General features: G+C 59.3%; 16 protein-coding genes and 1 tRNA gene. 5 read left to right on the top strand and 12 right to left on the bottom strand.

The genetic code is table 11. The features are described 5' to 3' along the window. Positions 1-3: 3 nt before the first annotated feature. The 3 genes from BLP23_RS20490 to BLP23_RS20480 form a co-directional block, all read right to left on the bottom strand. Complete coding sequence (locus tag BLP23_RS20490; protein WP_074069980.1) at positions 4-687, bottom strand: LON peptidase substrate-binding domain-containing protein; 684 nt, start codon at positions 685-687, stop codon at positions 4-6. A 105-nt stretch (positions 688-792) separates the two neighbouring features. After that, positions 793-1,764: a thioredoxin gene (gene trxA / locus BLP23_RS20485; protein WP_092586670.1), complete on the bottom strand. Its 972-nt coding sequence runs from the start codon at positions 1,762-1,764 to the stop codon at positions 793-795. 54 nt (positions 1,765-1,818) lie between these two features. Beyond that, positions 1,819-2,328: a prolyl-tRNA synthetase associated domain-containing protein gene (locus tag BLP23_RS20480; protein WP_092586669.1), complete on the bottom strand. Its 510-nt coding sequence runs from the start codon at positions 2,326-2,328 to the stop codon at positions 1,819-1,821. A gap of 253 nt (positions 2,329-2,581) precedes the next feature. Between BLP23_RS20480 and BLP23_RS20475 the strand changes: the two genes are divergently transcribed. Next, positions 2,582-2,656 (top strand) — tRNA-Gly (locus BLP23_RS20475). A gap of 318 nt (positions 2,657-2,974) precedes the next feature. Here the strand turns inward: BLP23_RS20475 and BLP23_RS33260 are convergent. Further along, positions 2,975-3,295 (bottom strand): hypothetical protein, encoded by a 321-nt coding sequence (locus tag BLP23_RS33260; RefSeq protein ID WP_139187093.1) that lies wholly within the window; start codon positions 3,293-3,295, stop codon positions 2,975-2,977. A 414-nt stretch (positions 3,296-3,709) separates the two neighbouring features. After that, complete coding sequence (locus tag BLP23_RS20470) at positions 3,710-4,288, bottom strand: dioxygenase family protein (RefSeq protein WP_092586668.1); 579 nt, start codon at positions 4,286-4,288, stop codon at positions 3,710-3,712. 513 nt (positions 4,289-4,801) lie between these two features. Here BLP23_RS20470 and BLP23_RS20465 point away from each other — a divergent pair. Continuing rightward, positions 4,802-6,133, top strand: coding sequence for a glucoamylase family protein (locus BLP23_RS20465; protein ID WP_092586667.1), 1,332 nt, complete (start codon positions 4,802-4,804; stop codon positions 6,131-6,133). On the opposite strand, the gene BLP23_RS20460 is transcribed toward BLP23_RS20465, so the two are convergent. The 6 genes from BLP23_RS20460 to BLP23_RS20435 all read right to left on the bottom strand — a co-directional run bounded on the left by BLP23_RS20460 (position 6,130) and on the right by BLP23_RS20435 (position 13,995). After that, a complete protein-coding gene (locus BLP23_RS20460; protein WP_092586666.1) occupies positions 6,130-7,170 on the bottom strand; it encodes an ABC transporter ATP-binding protein in 1,041 nt (346 codons plus the stop codon). The genes BLP23_RS20465 and BLP23_RS20460 overlap by 4 nt on opposite strands. Then, positions 7,167-8,840: an ABC transporter permease gene (locus BLP23_RS20455; protein ID WP_092586665.1), complete on the bottom strand. Its 1,674-nt coding sequence runs from the start codon at positions 8,838-8,840 to the stop codon at positions 7,167-7,169. Before BLP23_RS20455 ends, BLP23_RS20460 begins: the two co-directional genes overlap by 4 nt. Positions 8,841-8,904: 64 nt before the next feature. After that, a complete protein-coding gene (locus BLP23_RS20450) occupies positions 8,905-9,921 on the bottom strand; it encodes an iron ABC transporter substrate-binding protein (RefSeq protein ID WP_092586773.1) in 1,017 nt (338 codons plus the stop codon). Positions 9,922-10,060: 139 nt separating this feature from the next. After that, positions 10,061-11,050, bottom strand: a complete 990-nt coding sequence (locus BLP23_RS20445) for an Ldh family oxidoreductase (protein WP_092586664.1) — start codon at positions 11,048-11,050, stop codon at positions 10,061-10,063. Positions 11,051-11,129: 79 nt separating this feature from the next. Then, positions 11,130-12,668 (bottom strand): L-piperidine-6-carboxylate dehydrogenase, encoded by a 1,539-nt coding sequence (amaB, locus tag BLP23_RS20440; RefSeq protein ID WP_092586663.1) that lies wholly within the window; start codon positions 12,666-12,668, stop codon positions 11,130-11,132. 43 nt (positions 12,669-12,711) lie between these two features. Beyond that, positions 12,712-13,995, bottom strand: a complete 1,284-nt coding sequence (locus tag BLP23_RS20435) for an NAD(P)/FAD-dependent oxidoreductase (RefSeq protein WP_092586662.1) — start codon at positions 13,993-13,995, stop codon at positions 12,712-12,714. A 291-nt stretch (positions 13,996-14,286) separates the two neighbouring features. Between BLP23_RS20435 and BLP23_RS20430 the strand changes: the two genes are divergently transcribed. From BLP23_RS20430 to BLP23_RS20420, 3 genes are all read left to right on the top strand, one after another. After that, the gene (locus BLP23_RS20430) at positions 14,287-15,180 is read left to right on the top strand and encodes a LysR family transcriptional regulator (protein WP_092586661.1); all 894 of its coding nucleotides are present in this window, start codon (positions 14,287-14,289) and stop codon (positions 15,178-15,180) included. Positions 15,181-15,252: 72 nt separating this feature from the next. Further along, positions 15,253-15,489, top strand: a complete 237-nt coding sequence (locus BLP23_RS20425; protein WP_092586660.1) for an Lrp/AsnC ligand binding domain-containing protein — start codon at positions 15,253-15,255, stop codon at positions 15,487-15,489. Between the two features lie 120 nt (positions 15,490-15,609). Beyond that, positions 15,610-16,776, top strand: coding sequence for a glycosyltransferase family 4 protein (locus tag BLP23_RS20420; RefSeq protein WP_092586659.1), 1,167 nt, complete (start codon positions 15,610-15,612; stop codon positions 16,774-16,776). Here BLP23_RS20420 and BLP23_RS20415 read toward each other — a convergent pair. Next, positions 16,752-17,630, bottom strand: a complete 879-nt coding sequence (locus BLP23_RS20415) for a glycosyltransferase family 2 protein (protein WP_092586658.1) — start codon at positions 17,628-17,630, stop codon at positions 16,752-16,754. The genes BLP23_RS20420 and BLP23_RS20415 overlap by 25 nt on opposite strands. Positions 17,631-17,724: the final 94 nt, after the last annotated feature.

The following is a 17,724-nucleotide window of genomic DNA, read 5'->3' as shown; positions in this document are numbered from 1 at the left end:
GATTTACTGCAAAACGGTATCCGAGTCACCGAAGACCCGCGCGAGCACGATTTCAGTGATTGCGATCAGGGTTTCTGCCCTGGTCTTGAGATCGGGAGCCTCCAGCAGAGCCTGCTTTTCTGCAGGGCCAAACGGCGACATCATCGCAAGCGAATTAACGAGCGTCAGATTGCTGGCGCGCTCGACGCTTTCCCAGTCGGCCTCCAGCTTGTTCGCATCGAGATAGGCCCTGAAAGCGGAAAGCAAAGCGCCACGATCAACGGCATCTTCCTCATCGCGCGCGGAGAGATCGGAAATGAAGGGAGCGATGCGGAAGCTTCTGAACGGCTCATGCGTCATTTTTTCGCCAAGCAGGCGGAAACGGCAAACGCCCGTCAGTGAAACGATATAGCGCCCGTCGCCCGTCTCAGCGAAAGAGGTGATCCGCCCGATGCAGCCGACGGGAGCAAGATGAGGTTCACCGCTTTTGTCGCCCGCCGTCGAATCATTGTCGCCAAGCGCCGGCTGGACCATGCCGATGAGCCGGTTGCCAGCCAACGCGGCGTCAAACATCGCGAGATAACGCGGCTCGAAAATATTCAGCGGAAGCTGTCCCGTGGGCAGGAGCAGAGCGCCAGTCAGAGGAAAGACGGCGATCGAATCTGGCAGATCGCCGGGCTTTAAATATCTTGCATTCCCGACTTGCATCAAAACTTGTCCCACAACCAAGCGGCAGGAGAAAAACGGTGCTCCCTGTCCTGCCTCTGAAATGTGGTGCCCTTGCCCAAAAACGCAAGGGCAAGGTCTTGAAAGTTACGAGAAGAGCATCGCCGAAAGCTTGCGCCGCGCGGACACCGTTGCTGGATCCTTGAAGCCCCAGACTTCGAAGAACTGCAGGAGTTGGCGGCGTGCGCCGTCGTCATCGAAGGTCCGGTCCTTGCGCATGATATGGAGCAGATGCTCGGCCGCCTCGTCGCGCTTTCCCTCGACGTTTAGGATCTTGGCAAGCTTCATGCGCGCATCGTGGTTATCCGGATCGACCGCAAGGTCGTTTTCCAGGGCGATTGGATCACCGAGCTTGCGGGCTTCGTCGATCTGATCGAGCTTCGTGATGACGGCCTGAATCCCGGCGTCCTTGGCAAGCTCGTCCGGCAGATCAGCCAGCGCTTCGCGAGCGCGCTGATGCTGGTTGGCGGCAATCATGCATTCGGCCATCCCGGCAAGCGCCTTGGCATTTTCCGGATCGGCTTGCATGACAGCGCCGTAGAGTTGCGCGGCACCGTTGACGTCACCCGCGGCAAGAAGCCCCGCGGCCTCCTCGAGCACCCCTTCGATCTCCGCCGCCTGATCCGCATCAGCAGGACCGGCGATGCGGTCGATGAACTGGCGAACCTGGCTTTCCGGCACGGCACCCATGAAACCATCGGCCGGGCGGCCGCCGACGAAAGCGATCACAGCCGGGATCGACTGAATCCCAAGCTGACCTGCGATCGACGGATGGTCGTCGATATTCATCTTCACGAGCTTCACGCGGCCTTGCGCTTCATTGACCACCTTTTCGAGCACTGGCGTCAATTGTTTGCACGGGCCGCACCAAGGCGCCCAGAAATCAACGAGCACCGGCTGATTGCGCGATTCCTCGATGACGTCCTTCGTGAAAGTGGCGGTTGTCGTATCCTTGATATGTCCGCCGCCTGCCGCCGGCTGCGGCGCCGAACCGAAGTTCGCCGTTGCCGACATCTGGCTGCCGAAGGAATTGCTGTAAGAATTATCGCTGCCGCTCATTGGTATCTCCCGCCATGCCGGTTGCCCGGCTTTTTCTAGCGCTAAAATCGTATGTCAGGACGTCACTTTCAAGACAAGCGGCTTATGGCCGGTCGCTTCCATGAAGCGAATAAGATCTGCGCTTGCAATCGACGTCGTCGCATCGTTGGACAACGGATGGCAATTGACGATGTCCTCCTTCATCAAGTCCGCATCGAGCACGAAGGTCACATTGTTGTCCATGTCGTTGATTGCGCCAAAGGCGGTGACCGCGCCGGGGATCACGCCAAGATATTCCATCAGCTTTTCCGCCTTGCCGAACGAAACCTTGCTGGCGGCTCCGATCAGCCCATGCACGGTCTTGAGATCGACAACGGCATGTTCCTCGACCGTCAACAGGAAGAACTGATCCTTCTTATCTTTCACGAAAAGGTTTTTTGTATGCCCACCGGGAATAGCATCGCGTAGCGACACCGATTCGGCCACGGTGAAGACCGGAGCATGCTCATGCGTGCTATGCGCGATGCCGAGCCCGTCAAGGAAGGCGAAAAGATCGTTCTTGTTTTTCGGCGTGGCTTCAGTCATCGCGGCATCCGTGCGCAAAGAAGGAGATAAGCTGCCCTGATTAAGTCGGAGGAACGTGTTTTGCAATGTTCGGCATCGACGCTTATCCCTGAATTTGCGGCAGTTTGCGAATGAGCTTCTGAAGTCGTGGAATTTTTCTTGGCCTTTGCGTGATTTCCCTGTTGCATTTGAAAATCGATTGGGCCATATAGCGCCCGTCGCCGCAAGGTGGCAGCCCACGGTCCAACAACTACCCCGGACTGATGCGGATTGAGCGGGTGTAGCTCAGGGGTAGAGCACAACCTTGCCAAGGTTGGGGTCGAGGGTTCAAATCCCTTCGCCCGCTCCAAAAATTCTTCCAGCCCGGAAACATAGGTAACAAAACGTACCTAACACATGGGTGACAACCTCGTGCCGAACGGGTTGTCGATGGTTTGCAAGGTCCTCTGCTCCAGGTCGACATATCCCAGATCATAATGCATGAAGCTGACGAGCCAATTGCCGTCGTCGACTTCCTTGAGTCCCAGTTTCTGGCCGGCAACGACGATTGCCTATTCGCCTGGATAGAACCTCGATGGCTGGTTCTGCAACTTCATCCACGAAGGACGTAGGGGTGGAGTGTCATTTCTTGCCGATCGCCGGATCCGTTCAACGAAGGCAACACTTGTCATCGGGAACCTGACGTCGATTGATTGTGTGAGGATGATCGGCAACGCGCCAGCCGGCATCGTGGCTCGTCAGCGGTCTTGACTGATGTCGGCGCGGCTTCGTCATCGCTGTCGCACTGGGCCTTGTTACGCACGTACCGTTTGTAAAGCGTCATACCGGGTACTGTCTCAGACGGATAACGCAGGATGGCCGCTCCATCGCGGGCGATAATCCGCTGAGCGGCGGCGCAGGTCGTCGAGCCGGCATTCAACCGCTCGATTGCGAATGAAGGTTCGACCGCGAACATGAGCGCAAAGAGTATAAGGCTGGTCCTTTTCATCGGCTTAGCTTTCCTCTGTCAAATAGGATTTCAGCAAGGCACGGGTAGGTGCGTCCTCCGTGATTTATACATGATCGTGGAGATCCAGTGGCAAGTAAGGTGTCGGAGCAATCACGCCATCGGGCCTTTGTCCCAGTATGGCCCAGGTCGTGTATTCGAAATGTGACAAGAGCTCAGTTGACGCGATCTTCAGGAGTTCATTGGCTCTGTCGTCGAAGGGGTAGTCAATCTCAATCGGGCCCAAACTGCCGGCCGTGCCGGGGCGGGCCGCACCTAGGCCACCATCGCAACGCTTATTCACACCGCCAAGATGAACGATATCGATCCGCAGCGAGCGAAATCCAAGCTCTCGTGCCGTGGAATTTTGCAGCGTAACGGCCTCGGCTCATCGCTTGCCATGCAAGGGTGCCCGGTTTACGCCACTATGAAATCGTAGCGGCCGAATTTTCCGTCGCTCGTCGCCCTGACATCGAGCAACAAGGCTGCGTTGAATATCCGGTCACGTTCATTGTCCGGCTCACCGGGAAAATAGAGCTGCGTCGTCAGCACGTTTCCTCCGGGCCGTTGGACTTTCAGGTGGTAATGCCGGGTGCGGCCAGGATAGACGCCTGGTACGATCGTCTCAAACCACCATTTGCCTTCAGCATCGGTGAATTGATGTCCGCGGAGTTTGTATCCGCGGTTGTCATAGGCGCCAACCTCATTGGCATGCCATAACTCGATCAACGCTTTTGCCACGGGCTGGCAGTTCCCGGTGAGCACGTAACCGACAAGCGTCATCCTTTCACCGCCCGGCGCATCTCTCACGAAGTCCTGTTTTTCAGGGCTCTCCGGGGTGAAATACGGGCCTTCTGTCTGCGCTGGCGTCAGATCGTCGTCATCACAAGTTGGTGTAGGCGACAGCTGCGCAGGAGCGCCGGCTGCATGGCCGAGTCGCGAGAGCACAATCGGCGTGGCAATGAAGCCGATAAGGAAATGTCGCCGGGTCGGCATAGCGCGGTATCTCCCGAACTTGGAAATCAGATCCTTGCGGCTCCGTTGGGCAGAAGTGGGGCGGGGCGCTAACAGAATTAGGGGATTCAATATGTTGTAAACGCAATACTATCTCTTCCGGTCATCGCGCGGTCACAGTCGCTGCATTTCAGGCAAGTCCGATCCCCGTCAATCGAGTGACATGTAAATTCAACTTGCGGATTTTTCGATGGCGCCGCAAAGCGGCTTCCTTGCGCATTGCAGTGAACTCTGCAGTATCGGCACGCGTTGCGCAGACATTGCATTTTATGCTTTGGGTCAAGGGTCAAATCCCTTTAGCGAGATCGAATTTTCATAGAATATCAAATTGTTATATTAATCAACCATATGGCGGCTTTGGTTTTTTCGCCATCTCGCAACGCCAGCGCCAAAACCACCGAGCGCAGCCATTTTGCCGCATTATCTGAAAAGAATTTGATTTGCGCGCAACGCATCGCCATGTTGAGCGTGGGCGGGCAACGGTTGGTTTGATGTATGCTGCAACGAATTGACGACACGGATGCCGCACTGATCGACAGGCTGCAGAAATCCGCATTCGACTATTTTCTGAACTATTCCAATCCCGAAAACGGCCTGGTCGCGGATACGTCAGTGCCCGGAGTGCCCTGCAGCATCGCTGCCGTCGGCTTTGCGCTCTCCAGCTACACGGTCGCTGCCGAACGCGGATGGATGACGCGGCAAGAAGCGGCAGGCAGGGCTGTCACGACGCTGCGTTTCTTTGCCAGGAGCCATCAGGGACGCGAACGCCACGCCACCGGCTATCGCGGCTTTTATTACCACTTCCTGCATGTGGATACCGGCCACCGGGCCTGGAACAGCGAGCTCTCGACAATCGACACGACCTTGCTCGTCGCCGGCATGCTGACGGCTGCGGCCTATTTCGATCGGACCGATGCGGTGGAGACGGAAATCCGCGCGCTTGCGAATTTCATCTATGAGCGCATCGACTGGCATTGGGCGTTGAACAAGGGGCAGACCGTCAGTATGGGCTGGAAGCCGGGCAGTGGCTTTCTGCGCTGGCGCTGGCAGGGATATGACGAAGCGATCCTGCTCTATATGCTGGCACTTGCTTCGCCGACGCATCCGATCCCGCCATCGAGCTACGATGCCTTCGTCTCAAGCTATTCCTGGATGCTCTTCGGCAAGGAGCCCTATCTCTATGCTGGGCCGTTCTTCATTCACCTTTTCCCTCATGCCTGGATCGACTTCCGCGGGATCCAGGACAGAGAGATGGCCGCCCGCGACTGGGACTATTTCCGCAACACGCAGGTTTCGATCGCCGTGCAGCGCGATTATGCCGAGCGCAACCCCGGACACTTCATTGGCTACAACAAGGATGTCTGGGGACTTTCCGCCTCCGACGGCCCGCCGCCAACGCGCAACATGCGTGGCGGCCGGCGTCCGAAGGTGCTGGGTTACGCCGCCCGCGGTGCACCGCTTGGCCCGGATGACGGGACAATTGCACCTTGGGCGGCGCTTGCAGCATTGCCCTTTGACCGGCAGGCATCGCTTGATGGCCTAAAGGCGCTGCTCGCCGCCTATCCTGATCTGCTCTGCGAAGGCCGCTTTCCAGGCGGCTTCAACCCGACGGTGAAGACTGCCCGGCCGGAAGGTTGGGTGGACGATCGATGCGTCGCGATCGACCAAGGATTGCTGGTAATGACGATCGAAAATGACCGGTCGGAGTTCATCTGGAACCTGATGCGGCAGTCGCCGGTTATCCGTCTCGGCCTTGAACGCGCCGGTTTTACGGGCGGCTGGCTGGAACAGGCTGAAACGGAAAGGTTGTCGAGAAAGACCGCTTAACGGCGGCCGAAGACATGCGCCTTACCGGCGATATCAAGGCGAACACGATCGCCGGGTTCGGGCAAAGCCACGCTGGATGTCTTGATGAAGATCGGCGGAAGCGCCACGCCTTCCAGCGACACTGCCACGGTGCAGGTCGCGCCGCCGAACTCGACCTCGACGACGCGACCACCATAGGCAGGCTCGCTTTCATCGGCAACGACGCGAATCTGCTCCGGCCGCAGCATGATCTCGGCCTTGCCTTGATGGCTGCCTTCCACTGCAACGCGGCCGAGCGCGCAATCGGCAAAGCCATTGCGGATAATCGCCGGAAGCATCACCGCATCACCCAGGAAGAGTGCGGTCTCGCGGTCCTTCGGCTGCAGGTAGAGTGATTGCGGTGAACCCGCTTGGATCAGCTTGCCTTCCCTGAGCACCGCGACCTGGTCGGCAAAGGAAAGAGCCTCTGCCTGATCATGGGTTACGAGAATCGTCGTGATATCCGCCGACTGCAGCACGCGCGCGACAGCCTTGCGCATGTGTTCTCGAAGGCCGGTATCGAGCGCCGAGAAGGGCTCGTCGAGCAGCATGAGGCGCGGCTTGCGGCCGAGGGCTCTCGCCAGCGCCACGCGCTGCTGCTGGCCGCCGGAAAGCTGGTGGGGACGGCGCGTCAGCATGTTGCGGTCGAGCTCGACCATATCGAGTAGTTCGACGATGCGCTTTTCGCGATCGGGGGCGCGCCGCTCGAAACCGAAGCCGATATTGTCGGCAACGCTCAGATGCGGGAAAAGCGCACCGTCTTGCGAGACGATGCCGATGCCGCGCTTGTGCGCGGGAAGGGCTGCCGAACCATCCGCGAGCACTTCGCCGTTCAGGACGACCTTTCCTTCATCCGGCCGCTCGAAGCCGGCGACGATGCGCAGCAAAGTCGTTTTGCCGGAACCCGAAGGGCCGACGACGGCGGTGCGGCTGCCGGCGGCAACGTCGAGCGTCACCTTGTCCAGCGCTGTCACTGGGCCATAGCGCTTGCTGACAGACTGGATCGTAAGCAAGGTCATTGGCCGGCGGTCCGTTTCGATTGGGCATAGAGAAGAAGGGTCAGCGGCAGCGACAGCACTATCATCATCACCGCATAGGGAGCGGCCGACACATAGTCGATTTCGCTGGTCAAAGACCAGAATTTCGTTGCCAGTGTTTCAACACCGTTCGGCGACAACATCAGAGTTGCCGTCAGCTCGTTGGTGATGCCAAGCGCCGATAGCGCAATGCTTGCAGCAAAGCCCGGGGCAGCAAGGCGCATGGTAATCTGGCGCACGGCCTGCGATGGCGTGCGTCCCAGGCACATGGCAGCCCGTTCCAGCTCCACAGGTGCTTGTGCGATGCTGGCCCGAAGGCCGACCATCGCCCGCGGCAGGAAGAGCAGGACATAGGCAACGATGAGGGTCGCAAAAGTCTGGTAGAGCGGCAGCGCCAGCCGCACGGTGATCGTCACCAATGCCAGCGCCACGACGACGCCCGGAAGCGAGCCGACATAATAATGGCAGGCTTCGAGCAAGCGCTGGAAGCGCCCCGGCGCGCGGACCGACAGCCAAGCCATAGGCGCGGCCGCGATCGTCGTCAGCACGCCGCCTGCGACCGCAAGGACGATCGTTTGAACGAATGCGTTTCCGACCGCATCCAACCGCCAGATCTCGCCGCCGCCGAGATAGAGCCAGCGGCCGAGCGTCATGAGCGGGACGCCGAGGGTCAGCAACGCAAGTGTGCCTGGCAGCAGAATGGCCGGCACGACAAACCAGCCGAGACGGTGGCGATCGGCGGGACGCGCGGAACCGGAGCCGACGCGGGCGTAGCGCTCGTTGCCGCGCAACAGGATTTCGAGGCCAAGCAGGAAAAGGCAGCAGGCGACAAGCACACCGCCGAGCATATTGGCTGCAGGGCTGTTATAGGCCGACTGGAACTGATCGACGATGGCGGTCGAAAAGGTGTCGAAGCGGATCATCACGTAAAGCCCGTATTCCGACAGGAGATGCAGCCCGATCAAGAGCGAGCCTCCACAGATCGCAAGCCGCAACTGCGGCAGGATCGTGCGGAAGAAGACACGCCAGGGATCGAGGCCAAGTGACGCCGCCGCATCCTCGATCGCCGGATCGAGGCGGCGAAGAGCAGCAGCGACCGGCAGGTAGAGAAAAGGATAATAGGCGAGCACGGAAACGAAGACACCGCTCTGCAGGCCGCGCATGCCGGGAATAAGGCTCACCCAGGCATAGCTGTGCACGAAGGCCGGAACGGCAAGCGGCGCAACGGCAAGCCAGGACCACAACCGCGGAAACGGAACATCGGTCCGCTCCGTCAGCCAGGCGAGCGTCACGGCAAGAGCGATCGACAGGGGAATGGTGAGCGCTTCGAGGAAGATCGTGTTGACGAGCAGCTCGCCGACACGTGGCCGCAAGACCAGCTCCTTGACCGTCTGCCAGCCGACATTGACGGTAATCCAACCGATGAAGCCGAGCGGCACGAGGCTCATAATTGCGACTAGCGTTGCAAAGACGACGACGGAGGCGTGCGGCATACGCCCGCGCAGCAAACCTGTTCCGCTGACTGGCGCTCCATTGCCGGGCGCGAGCCCGGAAACAAGCGATCTGTTGTCTTGCAGCAAGGCCGACGCCTTTGATACGCTGAAAAAGGAAGGCAACCGCCTCTTTTTGAAGCGGTTGCCGGATTGGGTCATGCCCTAAGGTTTTCTTGAGCCAAAAGCAATAGTTTTGACTCAATCCGGCCTGCGGCAGAGAGGCTCAGATCAGGCCCGCGGCCGTCATCAGCTCGACGACTTTCTTGCTGTCAAGCTCGGAAGCCTCAACCTTCGGCGCATTGAGATCGGCAAGCGGGACGAGCTTGTCGTTCGACGCACCGCTGACCGCGTATTCGTAAGACGTGCCGTCCTTCAGGATGTCCTGGCCGGCTTTGCCGGCGACGAACTTCAAGAACGCCTGGGCTTCCTTCATATGCTGCGTCGACTTCAGGATGCCGCCGCCCGATACGCTGACGAACGCGCCCGGATCCTGGTTCTTGAAGTAGTGCAGGCCGACATTCTTGCTGTTTTCGCCAGTCTTCGCCTGATCGCCGAACCAATAGTAATGATAGATGACCGCACCTTCGACTTCGCCGGCATTGACGGCCTTCATGGCAACACTGTTGCCCTTGTAAGGCGTTGCGTTTTCCTTCATGGACTTCAACCATTGAGCCGTTGCTTCTTCGCCCTTCAGCTGCAGCAGTGCACCGACGATCGCCTGGAAATCGGCACCGGCAGGCGATGCGCCCCAACGGCCCTTCCAGGCCGGATCGGCGAGATCGAGCATCGATTTCGGCAGCTTGTCTTCGGTGAGCTTCGTCTTGTCATACACAAACACCGTCGAACGGGCGGCGATGCCGGTCCACATGCCGTCGGCCGGACGGTACTGCGCCGGGACCAGATCAAGTGTTTCTTTGTCGACCGGGGCAAACAGGCCCGCGCCATCGACGAGCGCCATCGCCGGAGAGTTCTCGGTCAGGAACACGTCGGCCGGGGAAGCGTCGCCTTCCTGTATGATCTGGTTGGCGAACTGCATGTCGCTTCCTTGGCGCATCGTGACCTTGATGCCGGTCTCCTTGGTGAAGGCATCGATCCATTCGCGGCCGAGGCTTTCGTGCTGAGCGTTATAGACGACGATACCTTCGGATTCCTGCGCATTTGCGCTGGATGCCAGCGACGTCGCAGCAAGAAGCGAGGCGGCCAAAGCGAGCGCGGATATGCGCGTAAGAGAAATTTTCATGATGCCCTCCATGGCGGTGTCACCCAAACTCCCCGGGTGATGCGCGCCCCGTATATTTTTCTTGATTTCGTTTTTCAAGTTTCGCCTTGCCGCCGGTCTTCACAAATACTTGAACCCATCCATCAACTTTAGAATAATTCTATATATTGAGGATGGCGTCGATCACGTCGTCCTCGACTTCGATGCCATGCTCCAGCGCGTATTTTCGCGCGTTCTGACCGCGGCGACCAGGCAGGCGGACACCGGGATCGGAGGAAATTTCAGCGGCAAGTTCGCCCAGACGCGATGCTGCGAAGCTTCCACCGCTGGCTTCGGGATTGATAACGATCAGCATCTGCCCAAGGCCGGGCGCTGCTCCTTTGTCATCGAACAGGGAAGTGGATTCGAAGGAAAAATTGGCGCCCGCGAGCGGTGCTGCGAGAATCTCGACCATCATCGCAAGCGCAGCACCCTTGGCCTCGCCGGATGGCACCATCGTGCCCTCCAAGGCGGCAACCGCATCGGTTGTCGGCTGGCCGTCACGATCAAAGGCCCAATCGGACGGGATCGACGCGCTCTTTTGCCGGGCGGCCATGATCTTGCCACGGGCAACGCGCGACAGCGCAAGGTCGATGACGATCGGATCATCTGCGGGAACGGGAGCCGCAAAGGCAATGGGATTGGTGCCGAAGACGGGCTTGCGTCCGCCCCAGGCAGCCATGGAAGCCGTGGCGTTTGCAACCATCAGCGCCACGAGACCAGCTTCGGCAAAACGTTCAACAGTCAGCGCGAGCACACCTGCATGATGCGAACGGCGGATAGCGGCAAGCGCAATGCCCTGTTTGCGCGCCATCTCCGACAACAAAGGCACGGCGAGATCGAAAGCCGGATAAGCATAACCGTGGCAGGCGTCGATCTGGATGACGGATGGAAAAGGCTGGAAGACCACCGGCTTGGCTATTCCGTCAACCTTTCCGGACTTTGCCTGGGCTGCATAGGCAACGACGCGGCGCAGCCCGTGGCCACCCTGTCCTGCGGCTTCTGCCGCAACCAGCGCACGCGCGACGGAGCGCGCATTTCCCTCCTCCACTCCGCTGCGCTTCAACGCGTCGATAACCAGTGCTTCGGCTGCGGCAAGTGTCAGATGCATGGAGAAGAACCTTGGGCAAAAAAGAAGGGACGATGACGGTGTTACGTCATCGTCCCTTCAGGTTCAATGCGGCTCTCGATCACTCGAGGTCGAACTTGACACCCTGAGCGAGCGGCAGCGTCTTGCCGTAATTGATCGTGTTCGTCGTGCGGCGCATGTAGGCCTTCCAGGCATCCGAGCCGGATTCGCGACCGCCCCCGGTTTCCTTTTCGCCACCGAAAGCACCACCGATTTCGGCCCCCGACGGACCGAGATTGACGTTGGCGATGCCGCAATCCGAGCCGCGGGCGGAAACAAAGATCTCGGCTTCACGCATGTCATTGGTGAAGATCGAGGAGGATAGGCCCTGCGGCACGGCATTGTGCAGTTTCAGCACGTCGTCGAAATCCGTGTACTTCATGACATAGAGGATCGGTGCGAAGGTCTCGTGTTCGACAGGACCGGTCTGAGACGGCATCTCGACAAGCGCCGGACGCACATAGAAGGCTTCGCCAGCGCCGTTTTCGACGCGCTCGCCGCCCGTGACCTTGCCGCCAGCCGACTTTGCCTCGGATAGAGCCGACTGCATCTTGTCGAAGGCCGCTTTGTCGATCAGCGGACCGACAAGCGTCCCGTTTTCCAACGGATTGCCGATCGTGACCGATCCATAGGCTTTTTGCAGGCGAGGCACGAGTTTGTCGTAGACGCTCTCGTGCACGAAGAGACGGCGAAGCGTCGTGCAGCGCTGGCCAGCGGTTCCCATCGACGAAAAGGCAACGCCGCGCAGAGTGAGATCGAGATCGGCTGTCGGGCAGATGATGGCGGCATTATTGCCGCCGAGTTCAAGGATCGCGCGGGCAAAGCGCTGCGATAACCGCGGGCCGACGGCGCGACCCATGGCCGTGGAGCCGGTGGCGGAAATCAGCGGCACCTTCGGGTGATCGACGAGGGCCTCACCGACATCGCGGCCGCCAATCAGCAACGTCGAAAGGTTCGCCGGTGCCTGCCCGCCTTCGGCGACGAAGCGCTTCAGCGCCTTTTCGAACAGCGCCTGTACGGCAAGTGCCGTCAGCGGCGTCTTTTCCGACGGCTTCCAGACGGTGGAATTGCCGCAGACGAGGGCGAGCGCCGCATTCCACGACCAGACCGCGACCGGGAAGTTGAAGGCCGAAATGATGCCGACCACCCCGAGCGGATGCCAGCTTTCCATCATGCGGTGCTCGGAGCGCTCGGTTGCAATCGTTAGGCCGTAGAGCTGGCGCGAAAGGCCGACCGCGAAATCGCAGATGTCGATCATTTCCTGGACTTCGCCGAGGCCTTCGGACGTGATCTTGCCGACTTCGATTGAAACGAGGCGGCCGAGCGCCGGCTTTGCCGCGCGAAGCTCTTCGCCAAGCAAACGGACGAGTTCGCCGCGCTTTGGTGCAGGGACTGCGCGCCATTCGGCAGATGCGGTGTGCGCCGCGTCGATCGCCTCTTTGGCATCGGCGACGGAATGTTCCTTGAGCAGGCCGATTTCCTTGCCGGTGATCGGCGAAGCGACACGCAGCGAGCCGCCGGTGTAGCGGGCCGCATCGACGCCGAGTTCGGAAAGCAGTTTCTTCGTCTCGGCTGCAAGATCGAGCGTAGCAATGGTCATTGTCGTGTTTCCAACCTTCTTGTTCTTGATTGCGAGCTTTTAGTCAAAAGCGCGCGTCGGCGAAGTGAGCGACCTGGGCGCCGGCTTCGTACCACATTTCCTTGAGCGCGCGGAAACCAGGCTCCCGCAGGTCCGTCACCGGCAAGGGCAGGTCCGCCTCCGCGATCCGGCCCAATATATGGTGTGCCAGCGTACGGCCGAATACCGTGCCAGGCGCAATGCCCCGGCCGTTGTAGCCGGAGAAGCCAACGGCATTCGGCGCGAACTTGTGAAAGCGTGGTAGCGCATTGTCGGTCATGCCGATCTTGCCGTACCATTCGTATTCGAATTCTACGTCGCCGATCTGCGGAAAGAGCCTCTTGAGCGAGCGTTTAGCCCAGCTTTTGTGAACTGCAGCGCCGGTATTGCGCAACGCTCCGACACTGCCGAAGACGAGGCGTCCGGCACGATCCATCCGGAATGAGGACAGTATCTCCTTGGTATCCCAACAGCCCTCGCGACCGGGCAGAATCGATTTGCGCAGATTATCGCTGAGCGGCGCCGTCGCGAAATTGAAATAGGGAAGATGCACTTGCTCGCAGCGGACCTGTTCCCATGGTCCAGTGCTATAGGCATCCGTCGCGACGATAATCCAGTCAGCGGTCACTTGGCCGCTGTTAGTCTTCACCGTCCATCGGCTGCCGTCGCGCTCGGTTGCGATAACGGGGCTCGATGTATGGATCGAAACGCCCGCCTTGCTAGCCGCATGCGCCAAACCTCGTGCATAAGCGAGCGGCTGCAGTGTTCCCGCACGCATATCGAGCAGCGATCCGGCATAGGCGCTGCTGCCAACGCGACGGGCGGTCTCGGCGGCATCAAACAGCCTCACTGGCGCCCCGCGCGCGGACCACTGCGCAGCACGCGTCTCGATTTCCTTCAACCCGTCCGCTCCGACGGCGCAATGCAGGGTACCGTTCTTTTCAAGCTCGCAGGCGATGTCATGCTTTTCGATCAGCTCCATGACAAGGCGAGGCGCCTCGCCCAGCATACCGAGCAGGCGATCGCCGTAGGTCTGCCCGAGAACGCCAGGCAGATCGTCCGGCATCACCCACATGCCGGCGTTGATCAGCCCGACGTTGCGGCCAGCCCCACCGAAACCGATCTCCTTGGCCTCCAAAAGCACGACCTTCGAACCGGCTTCGGCAAGATGAAGGCCGGACGACAGCCCGGTGTAGCCGCCGCCGACAATCACCACATCGGCCGACAGCATGCCCTTTAGCGCCGATGTCTCCGGCGGCAGCGGTGCGGTCTTTTCCCAAAGCCCGTGGGAGCGGGGATCATTCAGCATCGGTCAATCCATTCCAAGCAAACGCGGCAGCACTCTAGCGCCGTCCACGGCATCGCGGAAGCAGCCTCAGTCAACGGTTTTCAACTCCACGCCGACGATCCCAGCGTCTTCATCACAGCGTCGAGAGAAGCCGACTGGAGCTCGGCATAGAGCTTCAGCTCGTCCTGCACGGTGCTCGGCATCAAAGACCTCCGGGTCATTCCGATTTTGGAAGATAGAACTCTTTACAAAGGCTCCAGCACCATGAATATCGACGTTTTGGAAACAGATCATTCTCAGTTGGAATGAACCATGCTGCCTTCGCGACGTTTTCTGCCGTCGACTTCATTGCTCGCCGCCTTCGAGGCCGTCGCCCGAACCGGCAGCGTGACGTCGGCAGCACGCGAACTCGACCTCACCCAGAGCGCCGTCAGCCGCCAGATCAAGGCGCTGGAAGAACAGCTTGGCGCTGAACTTTTTCATCGCGAACGCCAGACGGTGCGCCTCACGCTTGCTGGCGACAGCTACGCCCGCGAGATCCGCGAGGCACTTCGCCGAATTTCCAGTGCCTCGCTGAACCTGCGCGCTAATCCGCATGGCGGTACGCTGAACCTCGCCATCCTGCCGACCTTCGGCACCCGCTGGCTGGCACCACGCCTCGGCCGGTTCCTGGGCGAGAACCCGGGCGTTACGATCAATCTCGTCACCCGGCTCTCCCCCTTCGATTTCCGGCTCGATTCCATCGACGCCGCTATTCACTTCGGCCATCCGCATTGGCCGGGAGCGGAATTGACCTTTCTGATGTCCGAAAAGACGGTTGCTGCCTGCAGCCCCGCCTTCCTGAGGCAGCACGGCATCACCAAGGCTGAAGACCTGCTGAATGTTCCCCTATTGCATCTGACGACCCGCCCCGATGCCTGGGAGCGGTGGTTTGCCGATAACGGCGTCGCCTTCCAAAACGTACACGGCATGTTGTTCGACCAGTTTGCGACGGCGGCCCAGGCAGCGATCACCGGCCTCGGCGTGGCGCTGCTGCCGACATTTCTCATTGAGGACGAGCTGAAGCGCGGTGATCTTGTCGCGGCGATCGGCCGGGAAATGGAAAGCAGCGAAAACTATTATCTCGCCTGTCCTCCCGAGCGGGCCGACTATGCGCCGCTTTCAGCCTTTCGCGGCTGGATCATCGCAGAAGCCAAAGCGGGATGACAGAACGGCTTGCATCGGAAGAGCGCTTTCGAGCATTATGCGCCCAATCAAAATTTTTCGCAGGAAACTCCCATGAAGCCCATTTTCGTCCAGCTCCAATGCGCGCCCGGCAAGACCTACGAGGTGGCCGACGCGATTTACCAGACCGAACGCGTCTCGGAGCTTTATTCGACGAGCGGCGATTACGACCTGCTTCTCAAGGTCTATATCGACGAGGGTCAGGACATCGGCAAGTTCATCAACGACAACATCGCCAATATCCCCGGCATTGTCCGTTCGCTGACGACGCTGACCTTCAAGGCATTCTGACAGATACGATTAACCTTCTTCCGCAACAATCGATCCGCCGGTCTCCCCGTAAACCGCGCTTTAACGCCATCCATTATCTGGTCAGGGCCGAGTTGCGGCCATGTGGCCGGTAGGTGAACGATGTCAGCAGTGGAAACAGAGACCGTCACATCGGTGCCGCAGGCAGATGCTGCACCACTGATCGTGCATGTCGTGCGCCAGTTTCTGCCTAATCGCGGCGGGCTGGAAGATGTTGTCGCCAACCTTGCCTACCAGACGATCAAACACGGCTATCGCGTCCGCGTCATAACGCTCGATTCGCTCTTCACGTCGCGGGACAACAAACTGCCCACTCATGAGACGATCGACGGTATCGATGTCGTCCGCATCCCCTGGTCAGGCAGCCAGCGCTATCCGATCGCGCCGCAAGTCTTTCGCCACCTGGGGGACGCCGCCGTCATTCACGTGCACGCGATCGACTTCTTCTTCGATGCATTGGCCCTGGGACGCTTCCTTCACGGCAAGCCGATGATCGTGACCACCCACGGCGGCTTCTTCCACACTCGAAAATATGCCACGATCAAGAAGCTTTGGTTCCAGACCCTGACACGCATGTCGGCAAGGGCGTACAAACGCATCATCGGCTGTAGCGTCTCCGATCTGGAACAGTTTCGCAAAATCTCGCCAAGAACGAGCATCCTGATCGAGAACGGCGTGGACATCGGCAAATTCGCCGACAGCGCATCTCAAAAACCACAACGCCGCGTCATGACCATCGGCCGCTTTTCCGTCAACAAGCGGCTCGATCATCTGCTGGATGTCATGGTCATCCTGAAAGCACGCAACCCCGAATGGCACCTGGACATCGTCGGCTCCGAATCCGACCTCAATGAAGCAGACCTTCGCCGAGAAATCCAGGCGCGCGCGCTCGACACTGCCGTGAGGCTAACTGTTTCGCCGGACAACGATTCGATCGCCGGCCTCATTCGCAGCGCGTCGCTTTTCGCTTCCGCCTCTGAATATGAAGGCTTCGGCCTCGTCGCCCTCGAAGCCATGAGTGCTGGCCTTTTGCCGGTACTCAACGAAAATGCAGCCTATTGCGGTCTGGCCGCAAAACACCCGTTGCTACGCCTTGCCGACTTTTCCGATCCGCAAGCCGCGGCTGATATTTTGGAGTCGGCCTATCTTGCTCTTCCAATTGATCCGGCAGGCATTCGCCTGGCGTTGATGCAGGAAGCCGGCCGGTATTCGTGGCAAACGGTCGCGGGGCGCTATTTCAGCGTCTACGACTCAATCCTAAGCGACTGATCAACGCCGTTCCATCTCGGCCAAGCCTTGTACCCTTCGACGATCCCTTTGAGCCATGCTCGCTTGAATGCCGCTTCATCCGCATTAAATCGCAACCGCGCAACAAGCCAGCCGATCGCCGGGCGTGCAATTCTGTAGGTCACGTACGGCAAGGAAAAATCGTGCTTGCGCAGCAGCGCACCGAAACCGCGGCCATATTTTCGAGCGCGTTCGATCTGCTGGGTACCGATCACGCTCACAACCTGATCGTGATGGACGATGAGTTGCGGGAAGTACATGAGTTTTTGGCCGGCACCGACGAAGCGCAGCAGGAGATCGGCCTCCTCTCCGCTTTGAAATGGCGACGCCGACCCAACGCCCAGATTCTCATCGAAGCCGCCGATTGCTGAAAGTGCTTCACGACGAACGAAGATGCCGTTCGAATTGCCGCAGCTAAGATAAGTTCGGCGGGATATCTCTACGCTGCGATCACCCGTGGGGCTAACGGAAGGCTTGCCATCCGCATCAAGCGTTCGACCCGTTACGATCGAAAGCGCGGGATTTTCTCGAAAGAGCCGCGCAGCGATTTCCAAGGTAACGGGCTCGTACCAGCAGTCGTCGTCCGGAAAGCACACATAGGTTCCCGAAGCTTTCGCAATTCCGTTATTGCGCGCATGCGAAAGCCCGCGCCCGGAGCGTAGATGGTGAATAGGAAAGGAAGCAGCGAAGCGGTTCACCAGATCGAATAGCCGACCATCTTCATTCTGATCAACCAGAATGATTTCAAAGGTCTTCAGCGTCTGCCTTGCCAATGATCCAAAGAGACGCTCGAGTTGATCGAAACGGTCAACGGTACAGACGATGAGGCTGAACAAATAATACCCCTGAAGGCAGAAGCCGGCAAATTGCGGAGATTTTCATAACGACCACCGGTGCGACGTTTAACTGGACTTTAAGCGACAAATATTA

This window comes from Rhizobium mongolense subsp. loessense (assembly GCF_900099775.1).
Classification (GTDB): Bacteria; Pseudomonadota; Alphaproteobacteria; order Rhizobiales; family Rhizobiaceae; genus Rhizobium; species Rhizobium loessense.
The sequence above is the reverse complement of the archived record's forward strand: the minus strand, read 5'-3'. Positions and strand labels throughout refer to the sequence as shown.